Raw genomic sequence first — 25,870 nt, 5'->3', positions numbered from 1 at the left:
TCTGTCTTACGCGACCCGTGTCGGCGCAGAGGTCCAGGAAGGACGCCGCCAGTCTATACCTTCCCACAGCATCGACAACTGCGCCGCCGTCAGCCGGGCCGTGCCATCGGTCGCGGACGGCCAGGGAAAGCGGCCCTTCTCCAGGACCTTGTAATAGAGGCAGAAACCCTGACCATCCCAGAACAGTAGCTTGATACGATCACCACGACGGCCTCGGAACGCGAAGACCGAACCCGACGCGGGCCTCTGGCGAAGTGACGACTGCACCAGCGCCATCAGGCCATCGATCCCCTTGCGCATGTCCGTCACACCGCAGGCGAGATAGACGCGTACATTTGCGCCGGGCGCGATCATGCGTCTTCAACCGAGCGGATCAGTGCTTTCAGGACGTCAGCCGCAATGTTGGCCTCGACCTTCAAGACGCGGCCGCCCTTGCAACCGATCTCGATCCGCATGGGGCGTGCCGACCGCTTTGCCGCAGGCTTGTCGACGGAGGCGGGTCGCTCCGCTTCGTTGCTCGTCTCCGTGGCAATCAATGCGACCGGCAGAAAGGAGACCACCGGCTCCGACTGTTCGGCCGCGAACTTGCGCCGCCAGGCATAAATCTGCTGGGGTTTGACATCGTGCCGCCGCGCGACGTCGGCAATGCTGGCATTCGGCTCGGCAGCCTCCTGCAGTATCGAAAGCTTCTCGTCGTCGGACCAGTCGCGTCGACGCTCGACGCCCGTCAAAATCTCCATGCGGCCCATAGTTCATCCCTGATGACGTCTCTAATGACGGAATTAGTGACGTAACTTCAGGTGTTCGCGGGAAATCTCAAAGGCAGATTCACCGGACGCTTACCGTCGATCCTTGTCAACGCACCGATCAACGCCAAGGCTCGCAACGTCGAGCCCTTTGGCCCGGTGGCCCTTATAAACTCGTTCGACGACTTCGATGACGCCTTGATGGAAGCGAACCGCCTTCCCTATGGTCTTGCGTCCTACGCTTACACTTCTTCGGCGAAAACAGCGGCCGCGCTTACGAACCGAATCGAGGCGGGCATGATATCGATCAATCATCATGGATTGGGTCTGCCGGAGCATCCGTTTGGAGGCGTTAAGGATAGCGGCTTTGGCTCCGAGGGAGGCACGGAAGGCCTTGATGCTTATCTGTCCGTGAAGTTCGCTACGCAGGTCGGCCTCGACGCTTGAGGAACGTCTGTGCCGGAATAGACGACGGTTCTATGGCTTTCCGGCAGTTTCCGAGGATATTGGCATGTCACCGTAGTCGTGATTGATCTCAAAGAGCTGTGGGAATTTCTGCTGACAGAGATTTTTGAGCAACAAGATGTAGGGGTTTTGGGAGAGATATTTCGATTCCCCAAAATAGACCGGGATATCCTGCACCTCTTCTAAAACTCTAACCGCAAGGTGCGAGCGCGCGCTTTCAAGCGTCCAGGTAGGCAGTATTGTAAAGCCGAGCCCTGTCTCCACGCAGCGTTTAACGTTGGAGCTCGACGATGTCGAAATCGCAACTCTCGGCGATTTCCCGTCTCTGCGCATGAGGTCCAATGCCATGTTCCGCAACATATGACCGGGCTCAAACGTAACGTAGGGCTTCCCATCAGCCCAGTCCGCAACTGACGCAAACTCGTCTGGCGATTGCCAGTCCATCGGGTAGATCAAGGCGAGTTTGTAACTGCCGAGCGCGTGCTGCACCACTTCATCACCAATGAACGGCCGCTCCGTTATAAAGGCATCAACCTGTCCGGTCTTCACCAGTTCCACCAATGCTACGTCGCGTTCATAGCAAACGATCTGAACTTCCGGATATGTGGAACTGAATTCGCCAATGATGGGTTGGAAAAGATAGTAGAAGATCGCCTGCGGCATGCCGAAACGAATGACGGGACGCTCCTTATCGATGAGCTCGTTAAGACGGCTCAACATCGCGTCCAGCTCTGGTACAAGCAGATTGTAAAGCGTGCGACCGCGTGCGGTCAGAACCGTTGTCTTTGCGCCTTGCTCCGACACGACCAATCTCTCGCCGAGTATCTGTTCGAAACGACGAATATGATTAGCTACAGACTGATAGGAAATATTTAATTTTCGAGCGGCGGCAGAGTAAGAACCTTCCTTCGCGACCAGATGGAACGTTTGGACGAGGGTCAGGCTGACATTCTTCATTGAGAAACATTTTCCTTGATGGGCATTTGTTCTATATCCGGGCGCGTTCGAGCGCCTGGAGATGCTGCATTGCCCCACTGGTTCACGCCAAGTTTGGTAGCAAAAGCCCCTTGAAATGACTACAAGAAAGATCGCGGCTTGCGTTCGATAGCAATTCGCGCCAACGCGGCCAAAGTTCCAAGGTTTCCCCTACAAGGGCATCGCATATTTGTATTCTGCTCGATTTCTCAAGCGGCTAGCCTGCTCCACACATTGCCCGCGCACGGCGTCGGAGAAGGTCTTGTCGGCTATCTCCATACTTCCGACCGGCATGGAATTTGGTCTCCGGCAAACGAGTGGATTTCAATGAAATACAAGTATCTGATCGTAGGTGGCGGCTCCGCCGGATGCGTCCTCGCCAACCGACTCTCCGAGACCGGGAAGCATAATGTATGCTTGATCGAGGCTGGTCCCGATACCCCGCCAGAAGACGTGCCGCGATCGGTTTATGGCGATGCATTTCTCCCAGACTATTTCCAGCCCAACCGTTACTGGACCGAGTTGACAGCATACGCAGACCCGGTCGGTAACCGGTCGCCGCAGCAGATAGAAGCAGACATGAAACCAAGGCGCTACGAACAGGCGCGCGTCATGGGCGGCGGATCGACGGTCAACGGCCAGGTTGCCATTCGTGGGCTTCCATCTGATTACGACGAATGGGAAAAGCTCGGAGCGGATGGATGGTCGTACCGAGACTGCGAACCATACTTTCAAAAAATGGAGAACGACATCGACTTTCCCGCCGTAAGCGGGCAGCCGGCAGGACGAATCCCTATTCGACGGACCTTTCCTCAGCACTGGAGCAAGTTTGCGCTTGCCATGAGGGAAGGCGTTGCGACCAAGGGAATCCCTTACGTGGACAATTGTCATGCCGAACCGATCGACAGTTGCTTTCCGTTTACCCGTAACAATGTCTACGATCATCGCGTGTCTTCGGCCGCAGGCTATCTCGACGAGGCGACGCGCCGGCGTTCGAACTTGACGATTGTCTCCGAAGCCCATGTTGAATCCATCCTTCTCGAAGGCAGGGTTGCGAAGGGCGTTGTTCTCCGCAGAAAGGGGAAGACCGAAACAATCCACGCGGAAGAAGTGATCCTGTCGGCCGGCGCCCTGCACTCGCCGGCGCTGTTGATGCGGACAGGCATAGGGCCAGCCGAACACCTTCGCGAACTGGGTATTGATGTAGTTGCCGATCGGCCGGGCGTCGGTCAGAACCTGCAGGACCATCCCTTGATCGGCTTCGCTGTGTATCTCGACCCCAAGGGCATGATGGACGACTACGTAAAAAGCAGTCTTTTGATGCATATGCGTTGGAGCTCGGGCTACGAGGGCTGCCCACCAACCGATATGAAACTGACTGTTTCTGGTCGGTTTGCTTGGAGCGAGGTTGGCAAGCGCCTTGCGATGGTCAATTTCGGCCCGAACAAGGCTTATTCGAGAGGATTCGTCAAACTGCGCAGCAAGAACCCCAATGAGCACCCGCTCGTGGCCTTCAATTATCTCGCCGATATTCGTGATTTGAACCGTATGAAGGCCACGGCTCGGTGGGTAAGCGGTATTCTTTCAAGCGCTCCTGTTAATGACTATGTTCGAACGTTCTGGCCCGGCATCTATGCAGACTCGCTCAGGAATCTCGCGGCAAAGACCTGGATCAACGACGTCAAGACCCGGATCGCCGCCAGCTTTCTCGACATGGGCGGAATGGCTCGCAACTTCGTTCTCGGCAAGGCGATCGACAGTCGTTTCACCCTCGATAAAGTACTGAATGACGAGCACAGTCTCGAGGAGTGGATACGCACCGGGGTGCAGGGCGACTGGCATGCTTGTGGAACCTGCCGCATGGGTAGACCGGACGACAAGGCGGCTGTCGTCAACTCTCGCGGAAAGGTCTATGGAGTCGAAGGCCTGTGGGTCGTCGATGCATCGGTCATGCCCTCGGTCCCCTGCGCGACAACGAACCTCTCCACGATGATGATCGCCGAGAAGATGGCCGATCACATTCAGCAGGCGGCATAGTGACGACTGAGCTGGCCGAATCGAAAACGGGATCGAGGATGACATGAAACGTCTGAAGGGAAGGCAAGGAGCGATAAGCTACGGTCACGACATTGGGATATTGATGATCGACTGCTTCAACCCGTTCATCCCTGGTGATGTCGGGAACGCCTACACCTACGACTTCCCCGTTCTGTATCACCTTGTCCCCGACGTGACGATCAAGCGTCTTGTTGAGGAGGGGGATCTAAGCCTCGCTCAAAATATCGTGGACGCTGCACTCCATCTCCAGCGGCAGGGTGTCAAGGCAATCACGAGCGATTGCGGCTACATGCTGCATTTCCAAGACATAGTGCGAAAAGCTGTCGATGTTCCGGTGATGATGTCAAGCTTGCTGCAATTGCCCTTGATTTCGGCACTCCTGCCCCCCTCCCAGTCGATAGGGATCATATGTGCTAATTCCAGCAGCCTAACGGACGATATGCTGCGCAAGGCTTTTCCAGCGCAGGACCGGGAGATATTCGTCGGAGGCATGCAGAAGCAGTCGGAATTTCGCCATGCGATCCTTGACGAAATGGGGGACATCGATCCGGAAGCTGTCAGCCAGGAGGTTGTCGCTATCGGGGTGGGGCTAATCGATCAGCATCCTTCCATTGGCGCCATTTTGCTCGAGTGCTCGAACCTCCCGCCATACGCAAAATCGCTTCAGGATCAGATTCATGTCCCTGTCTTCGATTTCACAACGATGATCAATTATGTGCGCGCTAGCTGTGTGCGGTCCCATTTCCGGGGAGGTTACTAGCCGTGAGCACTAAGGGGGTCTTCCTGCTCAGCCGGGTCTGCTAGACTAGAATGATCTCACGTTGACCAACAGATGTGCTGCGAATGCACATCCCTGTCATGAACAGACGACGCGCGGAGGGGCCGCGGCCATTGTAGGCAGCGGCGATGAGGAGTTGTGTCCAAAACTGGTCTGCTGCTGCGACTTCGACTGAGGTCGTGATCCCGATGATGACGCCTCTAATAGGCCTAGGGTCTGGCTCCTAAACTGCTCCCAAGCTGAGTCAATTCTTTGAATCTTATAACGAATACTGAAGGAGAGAACGATGCGTGGTGCAGACATATTGGTGGAGATGCTCATCGGCTACGGCGTCGAGGTTATCTTCGGTGTTCCTGGGGATACAAACGTCCCGCTCTATGAGGCTCTTCAGGAACGTGAAGGAAAAATCCGTCACGTTATGGCGAGGGACGAACGTTCCGCCGGCTATATGGCCGATGCATACGGGCGCTTCACGCGTAAGCCGGGTGTATTCGAGTGCCCGTCCGGAGCCGGGGCCATGTATTCTTTGCCGCCGGTCGCAGAATCCAACATGTCGTCGGTTCCCGTTATCCTTTTGACGATCGACATTCCCCTCCCAGGTGAAGGGCGTGGCGTCTTGACCGAGCTGGACTGCGCGCGCCTCTTCGATCCCATCACGAAGATGTCGGTGCAGGTCAAGTCGCCGGAAAAGCTTCCGGAGATCATCAGACGGGCATTCCGCGTCGCATGCTCCGGCAAGCCTGGCGCCGTGCATCTGCAGATCCCGGAAGATATGCTCCTCGCTGAAATCGATCCGTCAAGGATTTCCTTGCATGTCGAACATGAGTGCATGACCTTCCCGGCTTACCCGACGCTTCCACCGGCTGATAAGCTGGAAGCGGTCATGTCGTTGCTGACCAGCAGCAAGCGGCCGCTGATCGTTTCTGGCGGCGGTGTCAATCGCTCGTGTGCCGGAACTGAGATAACGGAACTGGCGGAGCGTTTGAACATACCAGTCTGCACAACCATGACCGGTCAAGGCACCATGCCGGATGACCATCGCCTCGCTGTCGGGGTGATTGGTGACAATGGCTTCCATCCGCATGCAAACTGGTCGCTTGAACATGCGGACTTCGTCCTCTTTGTTGGATCCCGAATGGGTTCGGTCGTAACCATCGGTTGGACCTTTCCGAAGGTAACCCTGAACAAACGCGTTGCGCAGATTGATATCGATCCGGAGGTGATGGCGAATAACTATGAAAACGTCGTTTCCGTGCAGGGAGATGCGCAGTTGGTCCTGCGGAAATTGCTCGAAATGGCCCCCGACGATAACGACGCTTCCCGGACTCAGCATTGGGTTGACGAGCTCAACACGCTCCGTGCCAACTTCTGGGAAAATGCCGAGATGTTGCTTAATTCGGAAGCCGCGCCGCTACGGCCGGAGCGAGCTGTCCGTAGCTTCAACGAGGCACTTGACGCATATGGAAAACCGGCCCGAATCTACTCGGACGCTGGAACACCGACTCCTCATATGACACGATTCTTGAGGCTCAAGGACAATCGTACCCGGATCGCAATTCCTCGGGCATTCGGTGGCCTCGGTTCCGCCCTTCCAGCGACCGTTGGCGCTTGGTTTGCCGACAAGGAGTGCCGACCGATCGGAATGTTTGGTGACGGGTCGTTCGGCATGACCGTCGGAGAACTGGAAACTCTCGTCCGCTTGCAGGTCCCCGCCATTTTGCTGCTTTTCAACAACGGAACGTTTGGATGGATCAAAGGGCTCCATCGCTTGAAGGGCCACAATCAGTGCTTTGGAGTCGACTTCCTCCCGCCGCGCGGACAGGCGATCGCGGAGGCATTCGATGTAAAGGCATGGACGGCCACCAATTCCCGTGAACTGGATTCGGCCCTCGCCGCAGCATTTGCTTATCACCAGGGGCCTTGCCTGATCGATATCCATGTTGAATCAATCGCGGACCGTGTACCACCAGTTTACTCTTGGCTGAACAAAAGAGGCAAGGACCCTCTCAGCATCGAAGCTGAAGAAGTCCGCTATTTCTGAACTCCACGCTTGCAAACTCAGCGCCGTGCAGACCTCGGCCGTGGACGCCATGATCGGTTACGGCATCGAGGTTGCCGGAATGCATCGAAAGTGGCGTCCACGGAGAGATTCAATATCCATCAAATCACGCCCCACGCTCGAAACCTGCTCCTCCCTGTAATCTCACATGGACCGAGCTCATCAATCAGCCGAAGTGCCGCCCGCGGCGTGACGTCCAAGTTGCCAGCGACCATCTCGGCCGAGACCAGCGGCTGCGCTATGAGCAGATCGATTAGCCCCGGTCGGCGTGACGAAGTGCGCCGACCGACAAGACGCCTTTCCATCATGGTACGCGCCAAAGTCAGCCGGTCATGCTCCCTCATCCCGAGTTCGGCAGCCACCGCGAAACCATGTAGGATCGCCGAAAGACGAATGTTGCGGTCGCGATGCCGACGACACTCGACGGGCACGATCTTCAGGCCGATATTGAGGGCGAAGAGATGCCCGCCGTTGCTGAGGCCCGCTTGGTGCAGGAGGGACGGGGCCAGAAGCCGACCAAGCCAGGGCGCGTGCTGCAGGAGGGCGAGATTATTCCAGGCATCAAGCGCCAGCACGGTCTGAAGCACTGGCGGCATGTCGTTGATTTTTGTTAGAACGGCGCACGATTCATCGAGACGGGCGTTCTCGTCCCAGTCCACATCATACACGAACGGTCGCCCTCATTACCGCGCGCCGGCGCCTTCGCCGCGACAATCACCGACTCGGAGCGGACCAGCAAGGCGTTGATCGCCGCCAACTCCATTGTCATCGGATCGTCGGCAATGTCACCGGCTCCGCTGTTCTCCGCCACATCGTTTTGTACCGCCGCCGCCGGGCCCACCTCTATAGAGGCGTATGCATCTTCGGCATCGCCGGCGTGGTACAGGCGGACTTGTGTTGCTTGCCATTAAATTCTGCGAATCCCGGGTCAATGATTTCAGGCGCTTGGGATGGCACTTAACTTGATAAAGTGCAGTTAAATTGATAATTTGGCTTGGATTTGTGCACTTAATGTGAGAATCAGGTTCTCGGTGTTTTTCACTTCGTGAGCCTAGATGAGCGACCTATTTCCCGACGAGATTGACGAGCCACTTTGGGAGGAAGCGTGCCGACGGGCGGATGCGATCCGCGGTTTTCTGAGACGCCATCCCAGCCGTAGAGGTGCCGGAGCGGTTGCGGAACTCGCAACGGAACTCGGCCTTAGCCAGGCAACAGCCTATCGCCTGATCAAGCTGTTTCGCAGCGGCGGGACGGTACTGTCCCTGGTGGATCGCAAGCGAGGAAGGCCAGAGGGGCATCGTACGCTGGACGGAGAACGGGAGGAGATCATCCGTGCGGCGATCAAGGCGCACTACCTGAACCAGAACCGCCCGACTGTTTCGCAGTTGGTTCGCGACATACACACGAACTGCATCTCGGCAGGTCTCAAACCACCCCATCGCCGTACGATATTGGTCCGGGTCAGGGATATCGACCTAAAGAAGCGCGCGAAGCGGCGCGGAGAACAGAAGGTTGTCAAGACAACGACACCGGTTCCCGGGTCATTCGAGGTCGAGCGTCCCCTGGACGTAGTTCAGATCGACCATACCAAGGCCGATATCTTTGTCGTCGACGAGGAGACCCGGAAGCCGATCGGCCGGCCGTGGCTGACCTTGGCGATGGACATCTGCAGCCGGATGGTGACCGGCTTCTATCTCACGATGGATGCACCATCCAGGCTGTCGACCAGCCTGTGTCTGTTGCATTCCGTCTTCGATAAATCAGCATGGCTGCGGGAGCGTGAGATCGCCGAGCCGTGGCCCGTCGCGGGACTGCCAGGAATGTTGCATGTCGACAATGGTCCAGATTTCCGCAGCCGGGCCTTCAAGAGAGGATGCCAGGACGCCGGCATCGCGATCGAATGGCGACCACCCGGCCAGCCACGCTTCGGCGGCCATATCGAGCGTTTGATCGGCACACAGATGGGGAAGCTGCACCTGTTGCCTGGAACGACTTTCAGCAACGAGCAGGAGCTCGGTGACTACAATTCGAAGCGGCACGCGGCACTGACACTGCGGGAGCTCGAGCGGTACATCGCCCTCGACATTGTCGGCTCATATCATCAGTCGATCCACAGCAGCCTTGGCCGGCCGCCCATTGCGGTCTGGCGGGAACAGGAAGGTGACATCCCGCTTCGGCTGCCACAGGATCGGCTTCGCTTCTGGCTCAACTTCCTCCCCGAGCACGAGCGAACCTTACGGCCGACCGGCATTCATCTGTTCAGCTTGCGCTATTGGTCGGCAGCACTCAGCGCCGATGTCGGGGGTGCGGACCGGCGACTGCTTGTCAAATACGATCCGCGTGACATGTCGCGCATCTTCGTTCGACGGCCATCGGGAAACTTCGTGGAAGCCCGCTATGCCGATGTGACATTGCCTTCGATCACCCAACACGAGGCGGTGACCGCCCGACGCACCTTGCTGGCAAAAGGCCACCGTGAAGTCGACACTCGTGCAATTGTCCGCACCGCGATGGCGCAGCGCGAACTGGTCGACACGGCAACCAGAAAGACGGCGGCGGCGCGGCGCGGCACGGCCGGCGCGTCGAAATCGAAGGTGGATGATCGCGGATGGGGCTCGCTCCGCGGCGTTGATTCCAGCAAACCCATACCCTTTGTCGAGGATACGGATTGAGCTGGAGTGAATATGGAAGATGATGTCTCTCACCTGACCACAAACGCCGCTGCTCTGCTGTCCGAAACGGACGAGCGACGCATTCGCGCGATACGATCGCGTCGCTGGGTGCTCTACCCGCGCGCCAAGCAGGCCCTCAATCGGCTGAGCCGACTCCTCGAGCATCCACGCGGCACGCGCATGCCTTCGGTCGCGATCTACGGCGACAGCGGCATGGGCAAGACGATGATCATGAAGCGGTTCCGCGACGAGCACCCACCGAGCTTCAATTCGGTGACGGGCTCGCTAAAGACACCGGTGCTCGCGATGGAAATGACCAGCCGGCCTGGCGAGCGGCGCTTCTATGCCGAACTGCTCACCCTTCTCGGCGCGCCGCAGCGGCCGCGCGCCGACATCGCCCAGATGGAGCAGGCTGCGTTGCGCATCATGGAAGCCATCGGCGTACAGGTGCTGGTTATCGACGAAGTGCACAACATCCTCGCCGGGACCTATCGTGAGCAGCGCATTGTCCTGAACACGCTGCGTTTCCTCAGCAACCGTCTCCAGATCTCGCTGGTCTGCTTCGGTGTCAACGAGGCCCGAGAAGCGATTGGCGGGGACGTTCAGCTTGCGCGCCGGTTCGAGCAGTTGACCTTGGGCAGATGGGCCGCCAACGAGCAGTTCGAGACACTGGTGGCATCGATCCTGCGCAACACGCCGCTGCGCCGGCCCTCGGTGCTCACGCCGAAATCGCTGCGTCGGATCCTGCAGATCACTGAGGGTATCACCGCCAACATCTTCCATATGGTCAACAGCCTTGCGGTGGACGCAATCGAAAGCGGCCGCGAGCACATCTCCGATGAGATGGTTGACATGTGGGAGCCGGAATTCGATGCCGAGGCGGCGTTCGCATGAAGAAGGGCACAATTCCGCGGCGGCTGCCGGTGATATTCCCTCCGCAACCTGATGAGCTCCTGTCATCCTGGATCAGTCGCCATGCCTGCTTCTACGCGGTACCGCCGCTCGTCATGCTCCAACATTGCTTGCCGGACGCCTCCTCATTGCGGGAAGCCGATCTTCATCTGACAGATGCTCAGGAAATCCGCATCACCAGGATGTTCGCCACCGAGCCGGCCCTTGTGCGACGAATGACCTTCACCAATGTCGCGCAATCATTGCATCGGTTCATTGCTTCCAGACCAACGCAGAGCTGCTTGATCTGCAGCTCAGATCACATGACACAAAGACCGATCCTGCGAAGCCAGCTGCTGGGGTGGCGTTTCACCTGCGCCGTCTGTGGACACCTGCTTCGGGACGAAAGCGGGCACCAACGCCCCTCCCCTTTCAAGCATTATCGCGGTGCTGCTCTTCGTGGCGAGAAGCTCCTCGACGATGAAGCCGAGCGCGGTACCGGAACCTGGACATCGCCGGCCGAGATAGCCCGGCTCCTGCTGATGCGACGTGTGCCGAGACCCTTCCCTCGCGAGCACGACCTCTGGCGCTTCCGGGTGCTCGGCGCAATCGTTCCCGATTTCGACGATGTCGTCGCCCACCAAGAGGAAAATCTGCCTTCGCCTGCAAGGCCAATCCTGCCGCTTCACCTGCGGCCGGCACTGCTGGCGGGAGTAGCCATCGTCGAGCTTGCCGGACCGGAGATGCTCCGAATGCTGCGCGGTCACATGATGGGTGAGAACAGGACCCGGTTCACTCTCGCTGCCGAGAACATGATCGCCCACGCTTCCAAGCCGCGGACCTCTTTACAGATGCACTTAATTTGAGAATCGGAACGTCGGAATTCTCAAATTAACTGCCCACATCGACCCAAACCGGCGCATTCTTGCGTTTAGGTGGCAAGCGACAGTCGAACCGTCCTCGACATGGCCGAGCGCATCGGCGGCAGAAGTGTGAAATTTGTCGATCATGCTTTCGTTCAATATTTGGCAGCCGGCCGGAAGTGGCAGCTGATGACCTCAGACTGAGGCGTGCAAATCCATTTGTCCAATTTGTTGAATTTCAGTTTTAACAATGTTTGTTTATTAATAAGCGGCACCTTTGGGGCCAATGCGAGTGGAGGAAAGCGGGTATGGACGTGACCATCAGGCAGTTGCGGGTGTTCCAGAAAATCGCGATCTGCCGCAATTTCCGCATTGCTTCCGAGCAGCTGTCGATCTCGCAGCCTGCTCTTTCCATTGCCATAAAGCGGTTCGAGGACGGGCTCGGCGCCACCCTGCTGGACCGGACGACGCGTCGGGTCAGCCTGACGAAGGAGGGCGAGTGGGTCGCGGCGATCGCCGACCGCGTTCTGTCGGATTTCGACCGGACCATCGGGGAGCTGCGCCGGGGACTGAAGGATCGCGGACGGCAGGTGACGATTGCCGTCTCCGTCACCTCCATCATTCCCGTCTTCTTTCCGAGCCTTCTGAAAGAAGTGTCACGCACGCGCCCGGACCTGAAGGTCCGCGTCCTGTCCGGCCTGTCGAGCGAAGTGCGCAAGCGCGTGGAAATCGGCGAGGCGGATCTGGGGATCGTGTCGACCTGCGAGCAGGAAGGGATTTTCACACATCAGGAACTGATGCACGACCCGCTGGTGATGATCGGCCGCAACGACATGGCCATCATGGCTGAACGGAGCCCGGTATCGCCTTCACAAGTGCGCGGGCAATCCATCATTGCCTGGGCGGAGGGTGGCGGCATGCGCCAGATCATCGACCGCGATCCCGAACTGAAAGCCGCCATGCAGCAGGCAAGCTACGAGCTTTCGGACTGGCAGGCGATCGAAGGCATGATATGCGAGGGCATGGGCATATCGATCGTGCCACGGCTCGTGGCGGAACTCGTGCGCAAGGGTTCCATCGGCTTCAGGGAAATCGAGGGGCACCGCATCGGCCGTGACGTTTTCCTGATCAGCAAACGCGACACAGCCCTGCCCGCCGCCGCCATAACCCTGAAGGCGCTGCTGGAGAGATATGTCTCGGAAACCAACCTCCGCTAAGCATCGGAGAGACAGCCGCCGCCGGTGACGGGGCTGGCTTCCTCCTCCGCAAGGACAGCTTCACCGCAGGGAAACATGTCTCCATCATGCAGGATAAGAGCATGCAGACCTGATCTGCTGGCGCAGGTCGGGGGAAACTCCGGAGCGGCGTCCCCGACGCGGCAGGCGGCATCCCTGCCGCCCGTAAATCCTGCCGCCGGACCGTGAAGTCCGGCGGAATGGAGAGAGGCTGTTTCAGGCTGCCGCCCAGCGGGAGGCGGTGCGCTTGTGGTACATCTCGCGGAACTGCTCCGTGGATTTCGGCAGAAGCGTGCCCTTGTCCCAGTCGAGGATCACCGCATAGCGCCGCACCGCATCGAGCGCATTGATCTTTCCGGCCTGGAACAGGGCCGCCACCTCTTCAGGCGGGGTTGCGATCCAGCCGCTGCGTCCGGCCCGGATGCGCTCGCGCTCTTTTTTCGTCGCCTCCGCATCGATCTCGTATTCGCAGATTTCGGGATCGACAGGGGTGATGACCACGCCATAGTCCAGCGCGGCGCGCTCCACCGAGACATAATCGTCGATGACGTCCTGCAACACGCGCTTGGGGTCGCGCTCCAGCGGATCGCCGAAGCCGCCACCGCCGGCGGTCGGGCGGCCGAACTCGTCGTTCTGCCCGATGGCGACGTTGGAGAACACCGAGCCCAGCCATTCGGGCTTGTCCGAGCCGTGGCGGCGCAGCGTCAGCCCATGCGGCATGGACGGCAGGCCGCCTTCGATGCCCCACACCACGGCGCGCTCGCGGTCGCAGATGTAGGAGATCACCGTGTTCTCGACCTCCAGCATGACGGAGGTTTTCTGCACGCCGGCACCGCCGCGCCATTTGCCGGGGCCGGCGGAATCCGTCAGCACCTCGAAGCGCGTGGTCATCATCGGGTTGGCACGCTCCTGACCTTCCACCGGCTGCGCCATCAGCCCGGTGCCGAAGCAGGCGGTGGTGACGTTGCAGCCGTCGCGGCCATTGCGCCCGCCCCAGCCGCCGGGCAGCCAGTCGTAGAACATGAAGATCGGCTTTTCGGGGCTGCGCGCGTCGCGGCCGCCGGTCAGCAGATATTCGAGGTTGAAGGCGCAGGCGATGGCGCGCTCGGGCAGGATCCTGGACCACATCTCGTAGATGGCGTTCATGATCTTCTCGAACGGCATCAGGAAGCCCGTCACCGCCACCGGCCATCTGGCATCGACGATGGAGCCCTCGGGTGCCGTGATGTCGAACAGGCGGTAGAAGCCGCTGTTCAGCGGCAGGTCGGGGAAGAAGGTTTTCATGCCCGCCGCCACCGCCGAGAAGGTGGAGCCGAAGGCGGAATTGTAGATCGAGCCGATGGTGGCGTGAGAGCCGCTGAAATCGTAGCTGACGCGGTCGCCTTTGATCGTCAGCTTCACCTTGATCGGGATCAGCCCCTCTTCGCCGGCCGGGTCCTGATCGATGAAGTCCTGTGTTTCCCACTCGCCGTCCGGCAGGGCTTCGATGCGCTGGCGCATGGCGCGCTCGACATAATCCTGCACGGCGGCCATGCCGAGCTTTATGGTGTCGACGCCATATTTGGCGACAAGGCGCAGGATTTCGCGCTCGCACACCTGCGTGGCCTGTGCCTGCGCGTGGATATCGCCGATGATCGAGGCCGGGTCACGGGTGTTGGAAGCGATCATCCGGGCGACGTCCTCGCAGAAGCGGCCTTTTGCGAACAGGCGCACCGGGGTGATGCGCATGCCTTCCCTGAACATGTCGGTGGCGCTGACGTCGAAGGAGCCCGGCACCGAACCGCCGAGGTCTGACCAGTGGCCGTTCGACTGCGAGAAGGCGATGACCTCGCCATCGTGGAAGATCGGCCGGATCAGGCGCACGTCGTTGAAGTGGGTGCCGCCGGCATAGGGGTCGTTGATGGCGTAGACGTCGCCCGGATGCATGTCGCCGGCAAAGGCGCGGATCACCTCCTTGCAGGTGAAGTGGAGCGTGCCGACATGCACGGCGATGTCCTGGTTGCCCTGCGCCACGCAGTTGCCTTCCGCGTCATGCAGCGCGCTGGAAAAGTCGCGGTTGTAGATGACGAAGGAATAGCAGGTGCGCAGGATCTGCTCCGCCATCTGGTCCACGGAGGTGATGAAGGAGTTCTTCAGCACCTCGAAGGTGACGGGATCGAGAGTTGGCTTGGTCAGCATCTTGGTTCCTCTCAGACGCGGATGATGATGTTGAGATACTGGTCGACTTCCGCCTTCGTGCCGGGCGGCACCACCACGGTGGAGTCGAGCTGCTCGACGATGGCCGGTCCTTCGAAGCTGAAGCCCGCCGGCAGGTCGTCGCGGTCATAGACCGGCGTGTCATGCGGCTCGTCCGGCCCGAACCAGACCGGCCGGCGATGAAGCGGCGCGGGTGTGACGCCGGTCGGCTCATGCTTCGGCAGTTCGGCCTTCGGCACGATGCCGGTGGCCTTCAGGTTGAGGCGGTAGAGGCTGACCGGGGTTTCGTCGCGGCGGAAATTGTATTCGCGCTTGTGCTCGCGGTGGAACGCTTCGACCAGATCGGCGATGCTGGTGACAGGGGTCGGCGCATTCACCGCCAGCGAACGCCACTGACCCTGATACATCATGTCGACGCTGCGCTGGAGCACGATGTCACCGGGCTCGACGCCCTCATGCACCAGCCGCTCCACCGCATCCTTCTCCATGCGGGCGAAATCGGCCTCGATGGTCGCGGCATCCGCTTCGGAAGCCGCCTTGATGTAGCTTTCGGAGAAGTCGTGCTGCATGTCGACGAGCAGGCAGCCGAGCGCCGAGGTGACGCCGGGATTGGGCGGCACGATCACGGCGGGGATCGACAGTTCCTTCGCAATCGCGGCGCCATGCAGCGCGCCCGCACCGCCGAAGGCGACCAGCGCGAAGTCGCGCGGATCGTAGCCGCGGCTGATCGAGATCAGCCGCACGGCATCCGACATGTTGGCGTTGGCGACCTTGATGACGGCGTCGGCGGCCGCATGAATGGACAGGCCGAACGGTTCGGCGACGCCTTCCGTAACCGCCTGCGCGGCCAGTGCCGGATCGAGCGTGATCTTGCCGCCGGCAAGGCTGGTGCCGAGACGGCCGAGCACCACGTTGGCGTCGGTGTTGGTCGGCTGCCTGTTGCCGTTCCCGTAGCAGGCCGGTCCCGGATTGGCGCCCGCCGATTGCGGACCGTTGCGCAGCGAGCCGGCCTCGTCGCGCCACGCCAGCGAGCCGCCGCCGGCGCCGATGGTCAGCACCTCGATGGAGGAAAAGCGGATCGGATAGCCATATTCGATGAACCAGTCCTTGGTGACGCGCGACTGCCCGTCATAGGCCAGCGAGACGTCGGTGGAGGTGCCGCCCATGTCGAGGCCGATGGAGTTGCGGAAACCGCACAGCATGGCGATCTGGCGGCTGGCGATGGCGCCCGCCGCAATGCCCGACCCGGCGAGGCGGGCGGCGAAATCCTCGACGCTCTTCGGCGTCATCACGCCGCCGCCGGTGTGCAGCAGAAGCAGGTCGCGGGTGTAGCCGTCCTCCTGCAGGCGCTGGCCGAGCCGTCTGGTGTAGTCCACCACCACAGGGGTCAGGACGGCATTGGCGACGGTGGTGGAAAAGCGCTCATGCTCGAAGATTTCCGGCAGCACCTCGGACGAGGTCGAGACGGGAACGTCCGGCATTGCCTCCTGCAGGATTTCCTTCATGCGCTTTTCATTGGCGCCGTTGACGAAGGCGTTCATGAAGCACACCGCCACGGCGGCGACGTTGCGGCGCTTCAGGATGCGGGCGACTTCGCGGGCGGCCGCCTCATCGAGCGGCCGGACCACCTTGCCGGCGGCATCGACGCGTTCGGGCACCGTCAGCCGGTCGCGGCGCGGAATGTAGGGCGGCACCACGTCCTTGTAGGTGTCCCAAAGGTCTTCCTTGTTGGCGCGGCGGATCTCTATGACGTCGCGAAAGCCTTCGGTGCAGACCATGGCCGCGCGCGGCAGGCGGCGGGTGATCAGCGCGTTGGTGGCGACCGTGGTTCCGTGCGAGAACAGCGCCACATCGGCCATGTCCACGCCCGCCTTGGCCACGCCGCCGAGGATGCCGTCGATCGGATCGGGGGTAGAGGCGGTCTTCTCGATCCGGATGCTTCCGGATTTCTCGTCCATGATACAGACGTCGGTGAACGTACCTCCGACGTCGACCGCCACACGCAAGCTGGGCATCGTGTTCTCCTTTTTGGCAATGTAATGGGAAGGGCGCGCCGGCAGCGCTCTCAGCTGGTTATGCCGGCGCTGTCAGTCAGGGCGATGTCATGCGGCTTCGCTCTCTCGTCCCGCTTGGCGTTTCGCCGAACTCGGCGCGATAGAGCCGGCTGAACTGGGCCTGATCGCTGAAGCCCCATTCATAGGCGATCTCCGAAACCTTCTTCCGGCAGGCGGGATCGCACAGCATCTGCCTGCACATCAACAGCCGCTGCAACTTCACCCATTCGCTGACCGAGCGGCCAAAGCCGGTGAAAAGCTGGTGCAGATAGCGCACGGAGATGCCGCAGGCGTCGGCGATGGTTTGAGGGCTGAGCGAGGGCGAAGCCAGATTGAGACGGATGAAGCTCTCCACGCGATACAGATGCGCCATCTGCACGGAGGACGCGTTGGCGTTGAGCATCTTTTCGTCGGCGGAAACCGCCATGGCCAGCATGTCGACCAGATGGCGGCCGGACATGGTGCGCGCCTGATCGTCCATCTCCTCCAGCCGCGCGGCGACCAGACGCATCATGTCGACGAACAATGCGCCCGCCCCGCAGGTGGCGTCGAAGCTCAGCGACGCCAGCCGCTCCGGCAGCACGACGCGCGAGCGCAGCACGCTGCCCGGCACCTTCAGCACCCACAGCGCATTGGCCTCGGCATAGGAGAAATCATAGGGAAGATGGCTGCGCTCGACCAGGATCTGGCCGGGCTTGCAATGCGCCTCGCGGCCGTCCTGCAGGAAATGCACGTCGGCGCGTTCCGGCACGGTGATCAGGTAGCTTTCGTCGCGCTCGTGCAGCAGATGGTGCTTGTGGCGGCGATAGAGCAGGCCGTCCGATGCCAGCCGCGACAGCGACAGCGTGCCGAGGTTCCAGTTGTTGAGGGAGCCGTCGAAGCGGGGCTCGTTCCTGAAGGTCAGGTCGAGCGAGAAATAGGTCTGCGATACGGCTTCGTTCCAGTAACGCTTGCGCGCGGCAGGACTGGCATCGGCGGTGGAATATCTGATGTCCATTCGAACCTCCCATTCCGTGGTCAGGCGCAATATCGCGCCGCCGTCGAACAAATTTCCCCGGAACCCCGAGCTATCGTCTCCTGCAATAGTCTCGTCATAGGAATACGCTAGTTTCGCCATGCTGCCGAGTCTTGCATCTGTGTGCACCCTGTCTTGTGCCCGGGCGCACCCGCCGGCCTGAACCGGCAGGTGCGGGGCGTTGTCATCCTGCCGCAAAGAACCAGGATCGCCTGGCGCTGCGCAGACCCGCCGCGTAGATTGCGAACGCGACGACTGCCGTGGCCGGAGCGGAGAAATCCGCGTAGCTTCCGCCCGAGACGTGGAGCAGGATGCCGATGGCGGCCGCCCCGAACCATGCGGTGAGGCCAAGCGGATTGAGGGCCGGCACCTGTTCGGACCTGTATTCCACCGTGCCGCCGGAAAGCCGGTCGTAGCGATCGCTGAGAATATGGGCCATGGCGACGGCCACCCACGCGACGACGAATATGCCCTGATAGGCCAGCGCCTGAAGCAGATAGGCGAAGACGTCGGCCAGCATCAGCACATAGACGATGGCGCCGACGGCAATCGCCCAGCCGATCCGGCCGAAGGGCATTTTGCCGAAGGCCGCGACCAGCGCCTCCATGTTCACCGCCGCCAGATAATAATTGGCGGTGTTGATGCGGGTCTGGGTGATCCACACGAACGCCAGCCCCCAGATGCCCATCAGCTTGAGAAGCGCCAGCAGCACCGAAACCTCCGTCGCGCCGACATCGGGCACCGTGGCGACCATGAACATGCCGAACAGCCCGCTCACCACGAAGACCATCAGGTAGAAGGGCGTGCCGAAGTTGAACCAGGCGTGATAGTCCGCATCCTCCTGCCGGCCGAAACGGGCATAGTCGAAGGTGAACATCATCAGCACCCACACGCCCATATAGGCGACGAAGCAGGACCACCAGCCGGAAGCGGGCGCGCCGCCTTCGGGCCCGAGATTGAGCCATTTGTCGCTGTAGCCATATTCGCCGATGGCGAGCGCCACCGCCACGATCAGGCCAAGAATGTAGAAGGGCAGCAGCACGCCGTTGAACTTGTCGAGCCAGCTCTGGATGCTGCCGAAGATCAGCGGCACGCTGTAGAGCACCACGATCAGCGCCGCCACCGGATAGGCGACGGACGGAAACACCGTGTTGATGCCGACCGCGATCACCGAGCCCTCGAACACCGCATAGTAGATGGCCGTTGCGCAGAAGATGAGCGTGGCGATGCCCGCGCCGACATTGCCGAACAGCACGCGCGAGAACAGGGCGACCGACAGGCCGGTCCTGATCGCATAGCGGCTCAGCACCGCATTGACCGCCGAATAGGCGATCACCGACAGCACCATGCCGATGATGGCATTTTTGCTGCCGAAGCCGAGCGCCAGTGCCGCGCCCACCACGATATAGAACAGGGCGCTGCACACGGCCCACCAGGCCATGGTCAGGCCGAATTTCGGCATGCGCGCATTCGGCGGCACAGCCGTCGTCGAGAAGTCGAGCGTGTCGACCTCTTCCATCGAAATCTTTCCGGACATGGGTTTTTCCCCTCGCAGCGCGAAGCCTCGTCGCGATATGTGCGCTTCCGAGACGTTCCCGAGCCTCGTTGACACGGCCCGCTCTTTCTTGCGGAGCGGACTGCCGGTGTCTTTTGCACCGTGCAGCCGGAAAGCTAGGCCCTGCGTAAAAGCTTGTCTTTGCCGGCAGGGAACGATTGTTTGCACGACAGCGCATATGCGGGTTGCCGAAGCCGTCCGCCACGGACCATTGAAATCCGGAAATTCTGACGCTATATTGCGTCATAATAATTGGCATTCTCGAATGGAGGCAAGCGGATGGGTCTGGCTCAATATGCCGATGACGGGCTGTTCTCGCCACGCAAGATCGCCAGCGCCTTGCGCACGACGAGCGAGGAGATCGCGCGCACGGCGGGGCTCGGCAAGGATGCGATCCAGCGCAAGGATCGCATCCGTTCGGACAAGACGCAGCGGCGCCTGCGCGAGATGACCGAGATCGTCAACAAGGTCGAGCCCCGGTTCGGCTCGGCGCTGATGGCCTATGCGTGGTACCGGTCGGAACCGCTGCCGGGCTTCTCCGGCCTCACGGCCATGCAACTGGTGCGCGACGGTCGGGCCGACGAAGTGCTCGACTATATCGACGCGGTCGACGCCGGCGTGCACGCATAAACCGCAGATGGAGTATCGCGGATCACTCTACCGGGCGCTGAACCCGATCTATGCGCGCGAGCCCTTGTCCGGGCGCGGCGCCGAGCTTTATGGCGGCCGTTTCAACCGCAAGGGAACACCCGCCCTCTATGCGTCGCTGTCGATCATGACGGCCTTGCGCGAGGCCAATCAGGTCGGCTCGCTGCAACCGACCACCCTCGTCGCCTATGAGGCGGACATCGGGAATGTCTTCGACAGCCGGGACGTCACCGCCCTGCGGGCCGAAGGCATGACCCCGCAAGCCCTTGCCGACGCCACCTGGCGCGACCAGATGAAAGCCACCGGCGAAGCCCCGACGCAGGCCTTCGCCGCAAGGCTTCTGGCGGCCGGCTACCACGGATTGCTGGTGCGCAGCTTCGCCCATGGCGCGAGCGATGACGACCTCAATCTTGTCCTCTGGCGCTGGGGCGACGCCGCACCCTGCCGGCTCACCCTGATCGACGACGAAGGCCGGCTGTCGCGGTAGGGCCATTCCGGGTTCGAATTTAAAGATGCTGACGGCACGGAGCCGGCGATCCGCAACGCAACTGTACAATCAGGGCGGCTGGCCTGAAGAGCATGATGTTTTGGCCCGGGCTCAATGAAAGCGTGCGCGTTGCGGTACAGGGGGTTGCCGTGCAGGGACCGGACCTTCTCGCTACGCTTTCCCTCCCCCGCATGCCGGCTTCCTGTCATCCAAGGAAGCCGGGGATCTGGTCGCGAAGCAGTTCCGAGAAGCTTTTCACCAGCCGTGATTGCCGGCTGGTGCGCAGTTGGAGAAGCCAGACCCGGAAGGATACGCCCGGCTCGAAGGGACGTGCGATGATCCGCTCGGCACCGTACCAGGACATCGTCAGTTCATCGATGATGGATATACCTGTTCCCTCAGCGACGAAGCCACAGGCAATGTCGGACTGTGTCGTCTGAACATGAAGCCGGCGGTTGACGCCGAGCGTCTCGAAAACCTCATCAATCATCATGCGGGAGGGATCTGTCCCGCCAAGGGAGATGAACGCCTCCCCCTCAAGGTCTTTGGCGTGAATAACGTCGCGATCGCGCAGGCGATGAGTGTGCGGCAGAATGCAGACCGCCCTCAGGGTGCCGACGATGCGTCCCTCCACCTCGTCGCGGTCACTGGGCAGGACCGACAGGGCAAGATCGACTTCACGCCGCGCGATGAGATCCGCGATATTGCGCGACTGGATGGAATCCAGTGTGACATTCACTTCCGGCCGCTCTCGGCAATACTGCGAGATGATCCTCGGCAGAACCTGCCGGCTGATTGCCGGGAAGCCGGCGATGCGCAATGTCCCGTAGGTGTTGTGGCGCAGGCCCTCGGTCAGCCGCTCAAGCATCTTGACCCCCGAATAGACGCGTTCGGTCTCGGCAAAAAGAATGTCCGCCTCGGGAGTGGCTGAAATCTTGCCGTTGTGGCGGCGGAAAAGCTGAATCCCCGCCTGCTTCTCGAAGAGACGGATCATCTGGCTGACAGCAGGCTGGGAGATGCGAAGCAGCCTGGCCCCGCCAACCATGCTGCCCGCGATCATGACGGCCCTGAACGCCTCAAGCTGTTTCAGATTCATGTCGCCCCCCCTTTATAAGCGAACCTTATATTTCATACCAATAATAGGATTGGACAGTTCGCAGACACTGAATGAAACATAGGCTCATCCTTATAAACAGGGAAGTTCGTCAGCTTTACCTGTATAAGAAACTCGAATTGGAAAAGGGGAAGCTTATGTCAATCAGGAACAAAACACGCACTTTTTGCCGCGAAATTTCTGCGATGGCGGCGGTGGTTTTCACCGTATCCCTCGGTGCAGTTACGACTGCTTCCGCGCAGGATCAGGATCTCGGCCTGATCAGGGAAGGCGCCATTACAGTCGCGGCAACCGCTTCCTTCCCGCCGATCGTCTCGGTTGACAGCAGCGGTGCCTATGTCGGCATCGACGCCGAGATCATCGAAGCGATTGCGAAGGAACTTGGGCTCAGGGTCGAGTGGGTCAACATCAAGTTCGATGGCATTATTCCGGGCATCAGCGCTGGCCGCTTCGATGTCGGTATGACCGGCATTACCGACACCGTTGAACGCCAGCAGGTCGTCGATTTCGTCAATTACGCCGATGTCGGTTCAGGCATTATCGTCGCCAAAGGCAATCCAAAGGGCGTGAAGGGTATTGATGATATCTGTGGCCTGATCGTTGCTTCGCAGACCGGTGATCTTGCCACAACCTATGCGAAACGACAGTCGGAGAAATGTGTTGCTGAAGGACGGCCTGCCGTCACGGTCAACGAATTTCCTGAAGCCACCCAGTCCATGCTTCAGCTGCGCGGCGGTCGTGCGGACGTGATCATCCATGATTATCCGCTGTCGGCCTACAAAGTGCAGCAATCCGACGGCGTTCTTGATCTTGTCGGCGAGCAGTTCTCCGCTGCCCCTTATGGCATGGCGATCGCAAAGAACCGCGAAGCGCTGGCTCAGGCGCTGATGCGCGGTCTCGATGCCATCATCGCCAGCGGCGAATATGGGCGCATTCTCGAAAAATACGACGTGAGCCAGATCGCGATCGGCAAGGCGACCGTCAACGCGGCAGCCCGTTGACCCGCACCTGAAACGTGGCCCGGTGCCTTCCGGGTCACGCCCTATTTCTCCGGAGCGAATAGCGACAATGATAAAGGATGGCTACGAGATCGTCCCCCGACGCCACCCGGGGCGGTGGGTGTTCAGCCTGCTCATCGCACTGCTGGTAGTCCTGCTGGTCTGGCAGGTGGCGCGCAACGAGATATTCCACTTTTCGACGGTGCCGGCCTATATGTTTGATCCCCGTATTCTCACGGGCGTCTGGATCACGTTGTACATCACATGCGGATCCATGCTGATCGGGCTGGTTTTGGGCATCATGCTTGCGGTGATGCGTGTGTCCGACAATCCCGTCATGCGCAGCACGGCCGGTGCGTTCATCTGGTTCTTCCGGGGAACGCCTGTTCTTGTGCAGCTGATCTTCTGGTTCAATATCGGCATCATCTTCCCAAGCATATCGCTGAGCATTCCCGGCGGCCCGGTGATGTTCGACATCTCAACCAATGCGCTGATGACGGCAACCCTCACGGCACTGCTGGGACTGGGCCTCAACGAAGGCGCCTACATGTCCGAGATCGTGCGGGCCGGCATATTGAGTGTCGATCGCGGCCAGCGCGAAGCCGCAAAGGCGCTCGGCATGCCGCCGGGCAGGGTTCTGTCGCGCATCGTGCTTCCGCAGGCGCTGCGCATCATCATCCCGCCAACCGGAAACCAGTTCATTTCGCTGCTCAAGACGTCGTCGCTGATCTCGGTGATTGCGGCGGGCGATCTGCTGACCCAGGCCACCCGGATCTACAACGAGAATTTCCGCATCCTCGAACTGCTGGTCGTTGCGAGCCTCTGGTACCTGCTTCTGACCACGGTGTTCAGCATCATCCAGTTCTATATCGAGCGCCGCTATTCGCGTGGTTTTGCTGAAACGCAGGAGCCTCAGGCCCTGCAATCGCTCAGGGATTTCTTCGCCATCATGTTCGGGCGCAGCAGGAACAGGAAAGCCGGAACGCCATGAAAAAGACTGTCGTCGAGGTCCGGAACGTTTCCAAGTCTTTTGGCACGGTCAATGTGCTCAGGAATGTCAGCTTTGATGTTCTGGACGGCGAAGTGGCGTGTATCATCGGTCCTTCCGGAGCCGGAAAATCCACTGCCCTGCGCTGCATAAACCGGCTCGAAACCCAGAGCCGCGGCATGATCTATGTCGACGGCCAGCCAATGGGTTACGAGGAACGCAACGGCCGGTTCCACGAGCTGGATGAAACCGCGCTCGCACGCCAGCGTACCCATATCGGCATGGTGTTCCAGCGCTTCAACCTGTTCCCGCATATGACGGTGCTGGAAAACATCATCGAGGCGCCGGTGATCCTGCGTGTCGCTTCCCGCAAGGAAGCGACCGCGAATGCGCGTGCATTGCTGGCCCGGGTGGGGTTGTCCGCCAAGGAAAACGAATATCCGGCGCAGCTTTCCGGCGGCCAGCAGCAGCGTGTCGCCATCGTGCGGGCACTGGCGATGAAGCCACGCCTGATGCTGTTCGATGAACCGACATCGGCGCTTGATCCGGAACTGGTCGGCGAGGTGCTGGCAGTGATGAAAACGCTGGCCGAAGAAGGGATGACGATGATCCTCGTCACCCACGAGATCGGGTTCGCCCGTGAGGTCGCCGATACGGTGCATTTTATGGTCGACGGCGAAATCGTCGAGAGCGGTGCCGCGCGTTCCATCCTCACCGATCCAAAAGAAGAACGCACCCGTGCATTCCTGAGCAGAGTTATGTGAGATGGCAAACCATAATATCGAGACACCAAACAATCCCTCATACCGGTTTGCCGCGCGCGCGCTGAATTCCAGCCATGCCAGCCATGCCGCAGCAAATGACCTCGTCGAATTGTCGGGAGGCTATGCCTTTCCACGCTGCCTGCCCGATATCAGCATGGAGGCAGGCAAGGCGGCGGCGGCTCACCGAACGGAGACGATGCAATATTCCGACGTCCTTGGTCTGGAAGAGCTTCGCGACCAGATCGTCGACTATGTTGCCGCCGACGGCATCGTCTGCGCGCGCGACAATGTGATGGTCGTCAACGGCGCCAAGCATGGGCTTGATCTTGCCTGCCGGGTTTTCATCGAACCGGGCGACGCCGTCATCGTCACCGCGCCAACCTATATGACCGCGCTCAGCATCCTGCGCACGCATGAGGCTGATTTCTGGGCCATCCCGCAGGACAAGCAGGGAATGCAGGCGGATGTGCTTGAACAAAGGCTCGCGGCCGCTCAGAGCGCGGGAGATAAACTGCCCAAGCTGCTGTTTGACGTTCCTGATTTTCACAACCCGACCGGCATCACCACAAGCCTGGAGAGGCGGCACGAGTTGATCCGTCTCGCCCGGCGTTTCGGCTTCGTGATCATCGAGGACGACCCCTATCGGCGTATCCGCTTCGAGGGCGAGGCGGTGCCGCCCATGAAAAGCCTCGATGAGTCCGGCGTGGTGATTGCGCTGGGTACGGCTTCGAAAATACTGGCGCCAGGCATGCGCATCGGTTGGGTCATTGCCTCCGCGTCGATCATAGAGCGTATGGCCGCGCACAAGGCCGATGGCGGCACCAGTCCGTTCAATCAGCGCATTTTTCTCGAACTCCTCGCCGGTAATCAGGTGGCGCACCACATTGCCGCGATCATTCGCCAGTTGCGCATTCATCGGGACATGATGGTAGACGAACTGCGCCGCCATCTGCCCGAAGCGAGCGTCCATGTTCCGCAGGGGGGATATTTCCTTTGGGTGGAACTGCCGGACGACGTCGATGCCGACATGCTGGCCGGTCTTGCGATAAAAAAGGGCGTGAAAACCTATTCGGGTCGCCTGTCCTATCCGCTGGAGCCTTCCAGAAATGCGCTGCGCCTTTGCTATTCCTACGAGGAGCCGGAACGCATCCGGCAGGGCGTCGCGGCTCTGGGAGAGGCATTCGCGTCGCTTCGCACAGGAGAGGTCGACAGTTCGGAACTGGAGGCTCTCGCCGACGCATCGCTAAAACTCCAGACCTTCTGATGCGGGCGCAGACGGCGGAACGGCAAGCGCTCCCGTTCCGTTCCG

General features: G+C 60.4%; 22 protein-coding genes and 1 pseudogene. 14 read left to right on the top strand and 9 right to left on the bottom strand.

Annotation, left to right across the window (positions count from 1 at the left end; translation table 11 throughout):
• Window positions 1–6: 6 nt before the first annotated feature.
• Together tnpB and tnpA are read right to left on the bottom strand one after the other, a co-directional pair.
• On the bottom strand, window positions 7–354 hold the full coding sequence (tnpB, locus tag AC1Q6Z_RS26960) for an IS66 family insertion sequence element accessory protein TnpB (RefSeq protein WP_137935547.1): 348 nt from the start codon (window positions 352–354) through the stop codon (window positions 7–9).
• Complete coding sequence (gene tnpA, locus AC1Q6Z_RS26955; RefSeq protein ID WP_137935546.1) at window positions 351–749, bottom strand: IS66-like element accessory protein TnpA; 399 nt, start codon at window positions 747–749, stop codon at window positions 351–353. Before tnpA ends, tnpB begins: the two co-directional genes overlap by 4 nt.
• A 93-nt stretch (window positions 750–842) precedes the next feature.
• Between tnpA and AC1Q6Z_RS26950 the strand changes: the two are divergent.
• A pseudogene (locus AC1Q6Z_RS26950) lies at window positions 843–1,193 on the top strand (aldehyde dehydrogenase family protein); the annotation flags it as partial.
• 30 nt (window positions 1,194–1,223) lie between these two features.
• Here AC1Q6Z_RS26950 and AC1Q6Z_RS26945 read toward each other — a convergent pair.
• Window positions 1,224–2,168 (bottom strand): LysR family transcriptional regulator, encoded by a 945-nt coding sequence (locus AC1Q6Z_RS26945; protein WP_137935224.1) that lies wholly within the window; start codon window positions 2,166–2,168, stop codon window positions 1,224–1,226.
• A 345-nt stretch (window positions 2,169–2,513) separates the two neighbouring features.
• On the opposite strand from AC1Q6Z_RS26945, the gene AC1Q6Z_RS26940 reads away from it, so the two are divergent.
• The 3 genes from AC1Q6Z_RS26940 to AC1Q6Z_RS26930 all read left to right on the top strand — a co-directional run bounded on the left by AC1Q6Z_RS26940 (window position 2,514) and on the right by AC1Q6Z_RS26930 (window position 7,063).
• On the top strand, window positions 2,514–4,223 hold the full coding sequence (locus AC1Q6Z_RS26940) for a GMC family oxidoreductase (RefSeq protein ID WP_137935223.1): 1,710 nt from the start codon (window positions 2,514–2,516) through the stop codon (window positions 4,221–4,223).
• A 43-nt stretch (window positions 4,224–4,266) separates the two neighbouring features.
• Window positions 4,267–5,004 carry an aspartate/glutamate racemase family protein gene (locus tag AC1Q6Z_RS26935; protein WP_137935222.1) on the top strand — a complete coding sequence of 246 codons (738 nt, stop codon included), beginning with the start codon at window positions 4,267–4,269 and terminating at the stop codon, window positions 5,002–5,004.
• A gap of 304 nt (window positions 5,005–5,308) precedes the next feature.
• A complete protein-coding gene (locus tag AC1Q6Z_RS26930) occupies window positions 5,309–7,063 on the top strand; it encodes a thiamine pyrophosphate-binding protein (RefSeq protein ID WP_137935221.1) in 1,755 nt (584 codons plus the stop codon).
• A gap of 119 nt (window positions 7,064–7,182) precedes the next feature.
• On the opposite strand, the gene AC1Q6Z_RS26925 is transcribed toward AC1Q6Z_RS26930, so the two are convergent.
• Window positions 7,183–7,749, bottom strand: a complete 567-nt coding sequence (locus tag AC1Q6Z_RS26925) for an RHE_PE00001 family protein (protein ID WP_232375875.1) — start codon at window positions 7,747–7,749, stop codon at window positions 7,183–7,185.
• A 387-nt stretch (window positions 7,750–8,136) separates the two neighbouring features.
• Between AC1Q6Z_RS26925 and AC1Q6Z_RS26920 the strand changes: the two genes are divergently transcribed.
• The 4 genes from AC1Q6Z_RS26920 (at window position 8,137) to AC1Q6Z_RS26905 (ending at window position 12,724) form a co-directional block, all read left to right on the top strand.
• Window positions 8,137–9,753 (top strand): TnsB C-terminal domain-containing protein, encoded by a 1,617-nt coding sequence (locus AC1Q6Z_RS26920; protein WP_151653958.1) that lies wholly within the window; start codon window positions 8,137–8,139, stop codon window positions 9,751–9,753.
• 12 nt (window positions 9,754–9,765) lie between these two features.
• Window positions 9,766–10,647, top strand: a complete 882-nt coding sequence (locus tag AC1Q6Z_RS26915; RefSeq protein ID WP_151653960.1) for a TniB family NTP-binding protein — start codon at window positions 9,766–9,768, stop codon at window positions 10,645–10,647.
• The gene (locus AC1Q6Z_RS26910) at window positions 10,644–11,510 is read left to right on the top strand and encodes a TniQ family protein (RefSeq protein ID WP_151653962.1); all 867 of its coding nucleotides are present in this window, start codon (window positions 10,644–10,646) and stop codon (window positions 11,508–11,510) included. The genes AC1Q6Z_RS26915 and AC1Q6Z_RS26910 overlap by 4 nt, the downstream gene beginning before the upstream one ends.
• Before the next feature lie 305 nt (window positions 11,511–11,815).
• Window positions 11,816–12,724 (top strand): LysR family transcriptional regulator, encoded by a 909-nt coding sequence (locus AC1Q6Z_RS26905; protein WP_151654472.1) that lies wholly within the window; start codon window positions 11,816–11,818, stop codon window positions 12,722–12,724.
• A 234-nt stretch (window positions 12,725–12,958) separates the two neighbouring features.
• Here AC1Q6Z_RS26905 and AC1Q6Z_RS26900 read toward each other — a convergent pair whose 3' ends face one another.
• The 4 genes from AC1Q6Z_RS26900 to AC1Q6Z_RS26885 all read right to left on the bottom strand — a co-directional run bounded on the left by AC1Q6Z_RS26900 (window position 12,959) and on the right by AC1Q6Z_RS26885 (window position 19,544).
• Window positions 12,959–14,920 carry a hydantoinase B/oxoprolinase family protein gene (locus AC1Q6Z_RS26900; protein WP_492649907.1) on the bottom strand — a complete coding sequence of 654 codons (1,962 nt, stop codon included), beginning with the start codon at window positions 14,918–14,920 and terminating at the stop codon, window positions 12,959–12,961.
• 11 nt (window positions 14,921–14,931) lie between these two features.
• A complete protein-coding gene (locus AC1Q6Z_RS26895; RefSeq protein ID WP_151654468.1) occupies window positions 14,932–16,953 on the bottom strand; it encodes a hydantoinase/oxoprolinase family protein in 2,022 nt (673 codons plus the stop codon).
• Between the two features lie 76 nt (window positions 16,954–17,029).
• Complete coding sequence (locus AC1Q6Z_RS26890; RefSeq protein ID WP_151654466.1) at window positions 17,030–17,989, bottom strand: AraC-like ligand-binding domain-containing protein; 960 nt, start codon at window positions 17,987–17,989, stop codon at window positions 17,030–17,032.
• A gap of 202 nt (window positions 17,990–18,191) precedes the next feature.
• Window positions 18,192–19,544: a purine-cytosine permease family protein gene (locus AC1Q6Z_RS26885; protein WP_151654464.1), complete on the bottom strand. Its 1,353-nt coding sequence runs from the start codon at window positions 19,542–19,544 to the stop codon at window positions 18,192–18,194.
• 297 nt (window positions 19,545–19,841) lie between these two features.
• Here AC1Q6Z_RS26885 and AC1Q6Z_RS26880 point away from each other — a divergent pair, with 297 nt between their 5' ends.
• A complete protein-coding gene (locus AC1Q6Z_RS26880) occupies window positions 19,842–20,192 on the top strand; it encodes an MbcA/ParS/Xre antitoxin family protein (protein ID WP_151654462.1) in 351 nt (116 codons plus the stop codon).
• A 7-nt stretch (window positions 20,193–20,199) separates the two neighbouring features.
• Window positions 20,200–20,697 carry an RES family NAD+ phosphorylase gene (locus AC1Q6Z_RS26875; RefSeq protein ID WP_151654460.1) on the top strand — a complete coding sequence of 166 codons (498 nt, stop codon included), beginning with the start codon at window positions 20,200–20,202 and terminating at the stop codon, window positions 20,695–20,697.
• A gap of 205 nt (window positions 20,698–20,902) precedes the next feature.
• Here AC1Q6Z_RS26875 and AC1Q6Z_RS26870 read toward each other — a convergent pair whose 3' ends face one another.
• A complete protein-coding gene (locus AC1Q6Z_RS26870) occupies window positions 20,903–21,793 on the bottom strand; it encodes a LysR family transcriptional regulator (RefSeq protein ID WP_151654458.1) in 891 nt (296 codons plus the stop codon).
• Between the two features lie 155 nt (window positions 21,794–21,948).
• Here AC1Q6Z_RS26870 and AC1Q6Z_RS26865 point away from each other — a divergent pair, with 155 nt between their 5' ends.
• The 4 genes from AC1Q6Z_RS26865 to AC1Q6Z_RS26850 all read left to right on the top strand — a co-directional run bounded on the left by AC1Q6Z_RS26865 (window position 21,949) and on the right by AC1Q6Z_RS26850 (window position 25,825).
• Entirely contained in the window at window positions 21,949–22,812 is an 864-nt protein-coding gene (locus tag AC1Q6Z_RS26865) for an ABC transporter substrate-binding protein (protein WP_192800953.1), read from the top strand.
• A 118-nt stretch (window positions 22,813–22,930) separates the two neighbouring features.
• Window positions 22,931–23,800, top strand: coding sequence for an amino acid ABC transporter permease (locus AC1Q6Z_RS26860; protein WP_492649906.1), 870 nt, complete (start codon window positions 22,931–22,933; stop codon window positions 23,798–23,800).
• Complete coding sequence (locus AC1Q6Z_RS26855; RefSeq protein ID WP_151654452.1) at window positions 23,797–24,561, top strand: amino acid ABC transporter ATP-binding protein; 765 nt, start codon at window positions 23,797–23,799, stop codon at window positions 24,559–24,561. The genes AC1Q6Z_RS26860 and AC1Q6Z_RS26855 overlap by 4 nt, the downstream gene beginning before the upstream one ends.
• Window position 24,562: 1 nt before the next feature.
• On the top strand, window positions 24,563–25,825 hold the full coding sequence (locus tag AC1Q6Z_RS26850) for an aminotransferase-like domain-containing protein (protein WP_151654450.1): 1,263 nt from the start codon (window positions 24,563–24,565) through the stop codon (window positions 25,823–25,825).
• Window positions 25,826–25,870: the final 45 nt, after the last annotated feature.

Source organism: Shinella sp. GW835-FHT14H05 (assembly GCF_058793575.1).
The sequence above is the reverse complement of the archived record's forward strand: the minus strand, read 5'-3'. Positions and strand labels throughout refer to the sequence as shown.

Bases quoted from the DNA above. Each gene is read 5' to 3' on its own strand.
- AC1Q6Z_RS26850 (WP_151654450.1), top strand. From the start codon at position 24,563: ATGGCAAACCATAATATCGAGACACCAAACAATCCCTCATACCGGTTT.
- AC1Q6Z_RS26945 (WP_137935224.1), bottom strand. From the start codon at position 2,168: ATGAAGAATGTCAGCCTGACCCTCGTCCAAACGTTCCATCTGGTCGCG.
- AC1Q6Z_RS26935 (WP_137935222.1), top strand. From the start codon at position 4,267: ATGAAACGTCTGAAGGGAAGGCAAGGAGCGATAAGCTACGGTCACGAC.
- AC1Q6Z_RS26870 (WP_151654458.1), bottom strand. From the start codon at position 21,793: ATGAATCTGAAACAGCTTGAGGCGTTCAGGGCCGTCATGATCGCGGGC.
- AC1Q6Z_RS26910 (WP_151653962.1), top strand. From the start codon at position 10,644: ATGAAGAAGGGCACAATTCCGCGGCGGCTGCCGGTGATATTCCCTCCG.
- AC1Q6Z_RS26895 (WP_151654468.1), bottom strand. From the start codon at position 16,953: ATGCCCAGCTTGCGTGTGGCGGTCGACGTCGGAGGTACGTTCACCGAC.
- AC1Q6Z_RS26890 (WP_151654466.1), bottom strand. From the start codon at position 17,989: ATGGACATCAGATATTCCACCGCCGATGCCAGTCCTGCCGCGCGCAAG.
- AC1Q6Z_RS26885 (WP_151654464.1), bottom strand. From the start codon at position 19,544: ATGTCCGGAAAGATTTCGATGGAAGAGGTCGACACGCTCGACTTCTCG.
- AC1Q6Z_RS26915 (WP_151653960.1), top strand. From the start codon at position 9,766: ATGGAAGATGATGTCTCTCACCTGACCACAAACGCCGCTGCTCTGCTG.
- tnpB (WP_137935547.1), bottom strand. From the start codon at position 354: ATGATCGCGCCCGGCGCAAATGTACGCGTCTATCTCGCCTGCGGTGTG.
- AC1Q6Z_RS26940 (WP_137935223.1), top strand. From the start codon at position 2,514: ATGAAATACAAGTATCTGATCGTAGGTGGCGGCTCCGCCGGATGCGTC.
- AC1Q6Z_RS26855 (WP_151654452.1), top strand. From the start codon at position 23,797: ATGAAAAAGACTGTCGTCGAGGTCCGGAACGTTTCCAAGTCTTTTGGC.
- AC1Q6Z_RS26880 (WP_151654462.1), top strand. From the start codon at position 19,842: ATGGGTCTGGCTCAATATGCCGATGACGGGCTGTTCTCGCCACGCAAG.
- tnpA (WP_137935546.1), bottom strand. From the start codon at position 749: ATGGGCCGCATGGAGATTTTGACGGGCGTCGAGCGTCGACGCGACTGG.
- AC1Q6Z_RS26900 (WP_492649907.1), bottom strand. From the start codon at position 14,920: ATGCTGACCAAGCCAACTCTCGATCCCGTCACCTTCGAGGTGCTGAAG.
- AC1Q6Z_RS26920 (WP_151653958.1), top strand. From the start codon at position 8,137: ATGAGCGACCTATTTCCCGACGAGATTGACGAGCCACTTTGGGAGGAA.
- AC1Q6Z_RS26875 (WP_151654460.1), top strand. From the start codon at position 20,200: ATGGAGTATCGCGGATCACTCTACCGGGCGCTGAACCCGATCTATGCG.
- AC1Q6Z_RS26865 (WP_192800953.1), top strand. From the start codon at position 21,949: ATGTCAATCAGGAACAAAACACGCACTTTTTGCCGCGAAATTTCTGCG.
- AC1Q6Z_RS26905 (WP_151654472.1), top strand. From the start codon at position 11,816: ATGGACGTGACCATCAGGCAGTTGCGGGTGTTCCAGAAAATCGCGATC.
- AC1Q6Z_RS26930 (WP_137935221.1), top strand. From the start codon at position 5,309: ATGCGTGGTGCAGACATATTGGTGGAGATGCTCATCGGCTACGGCGTC.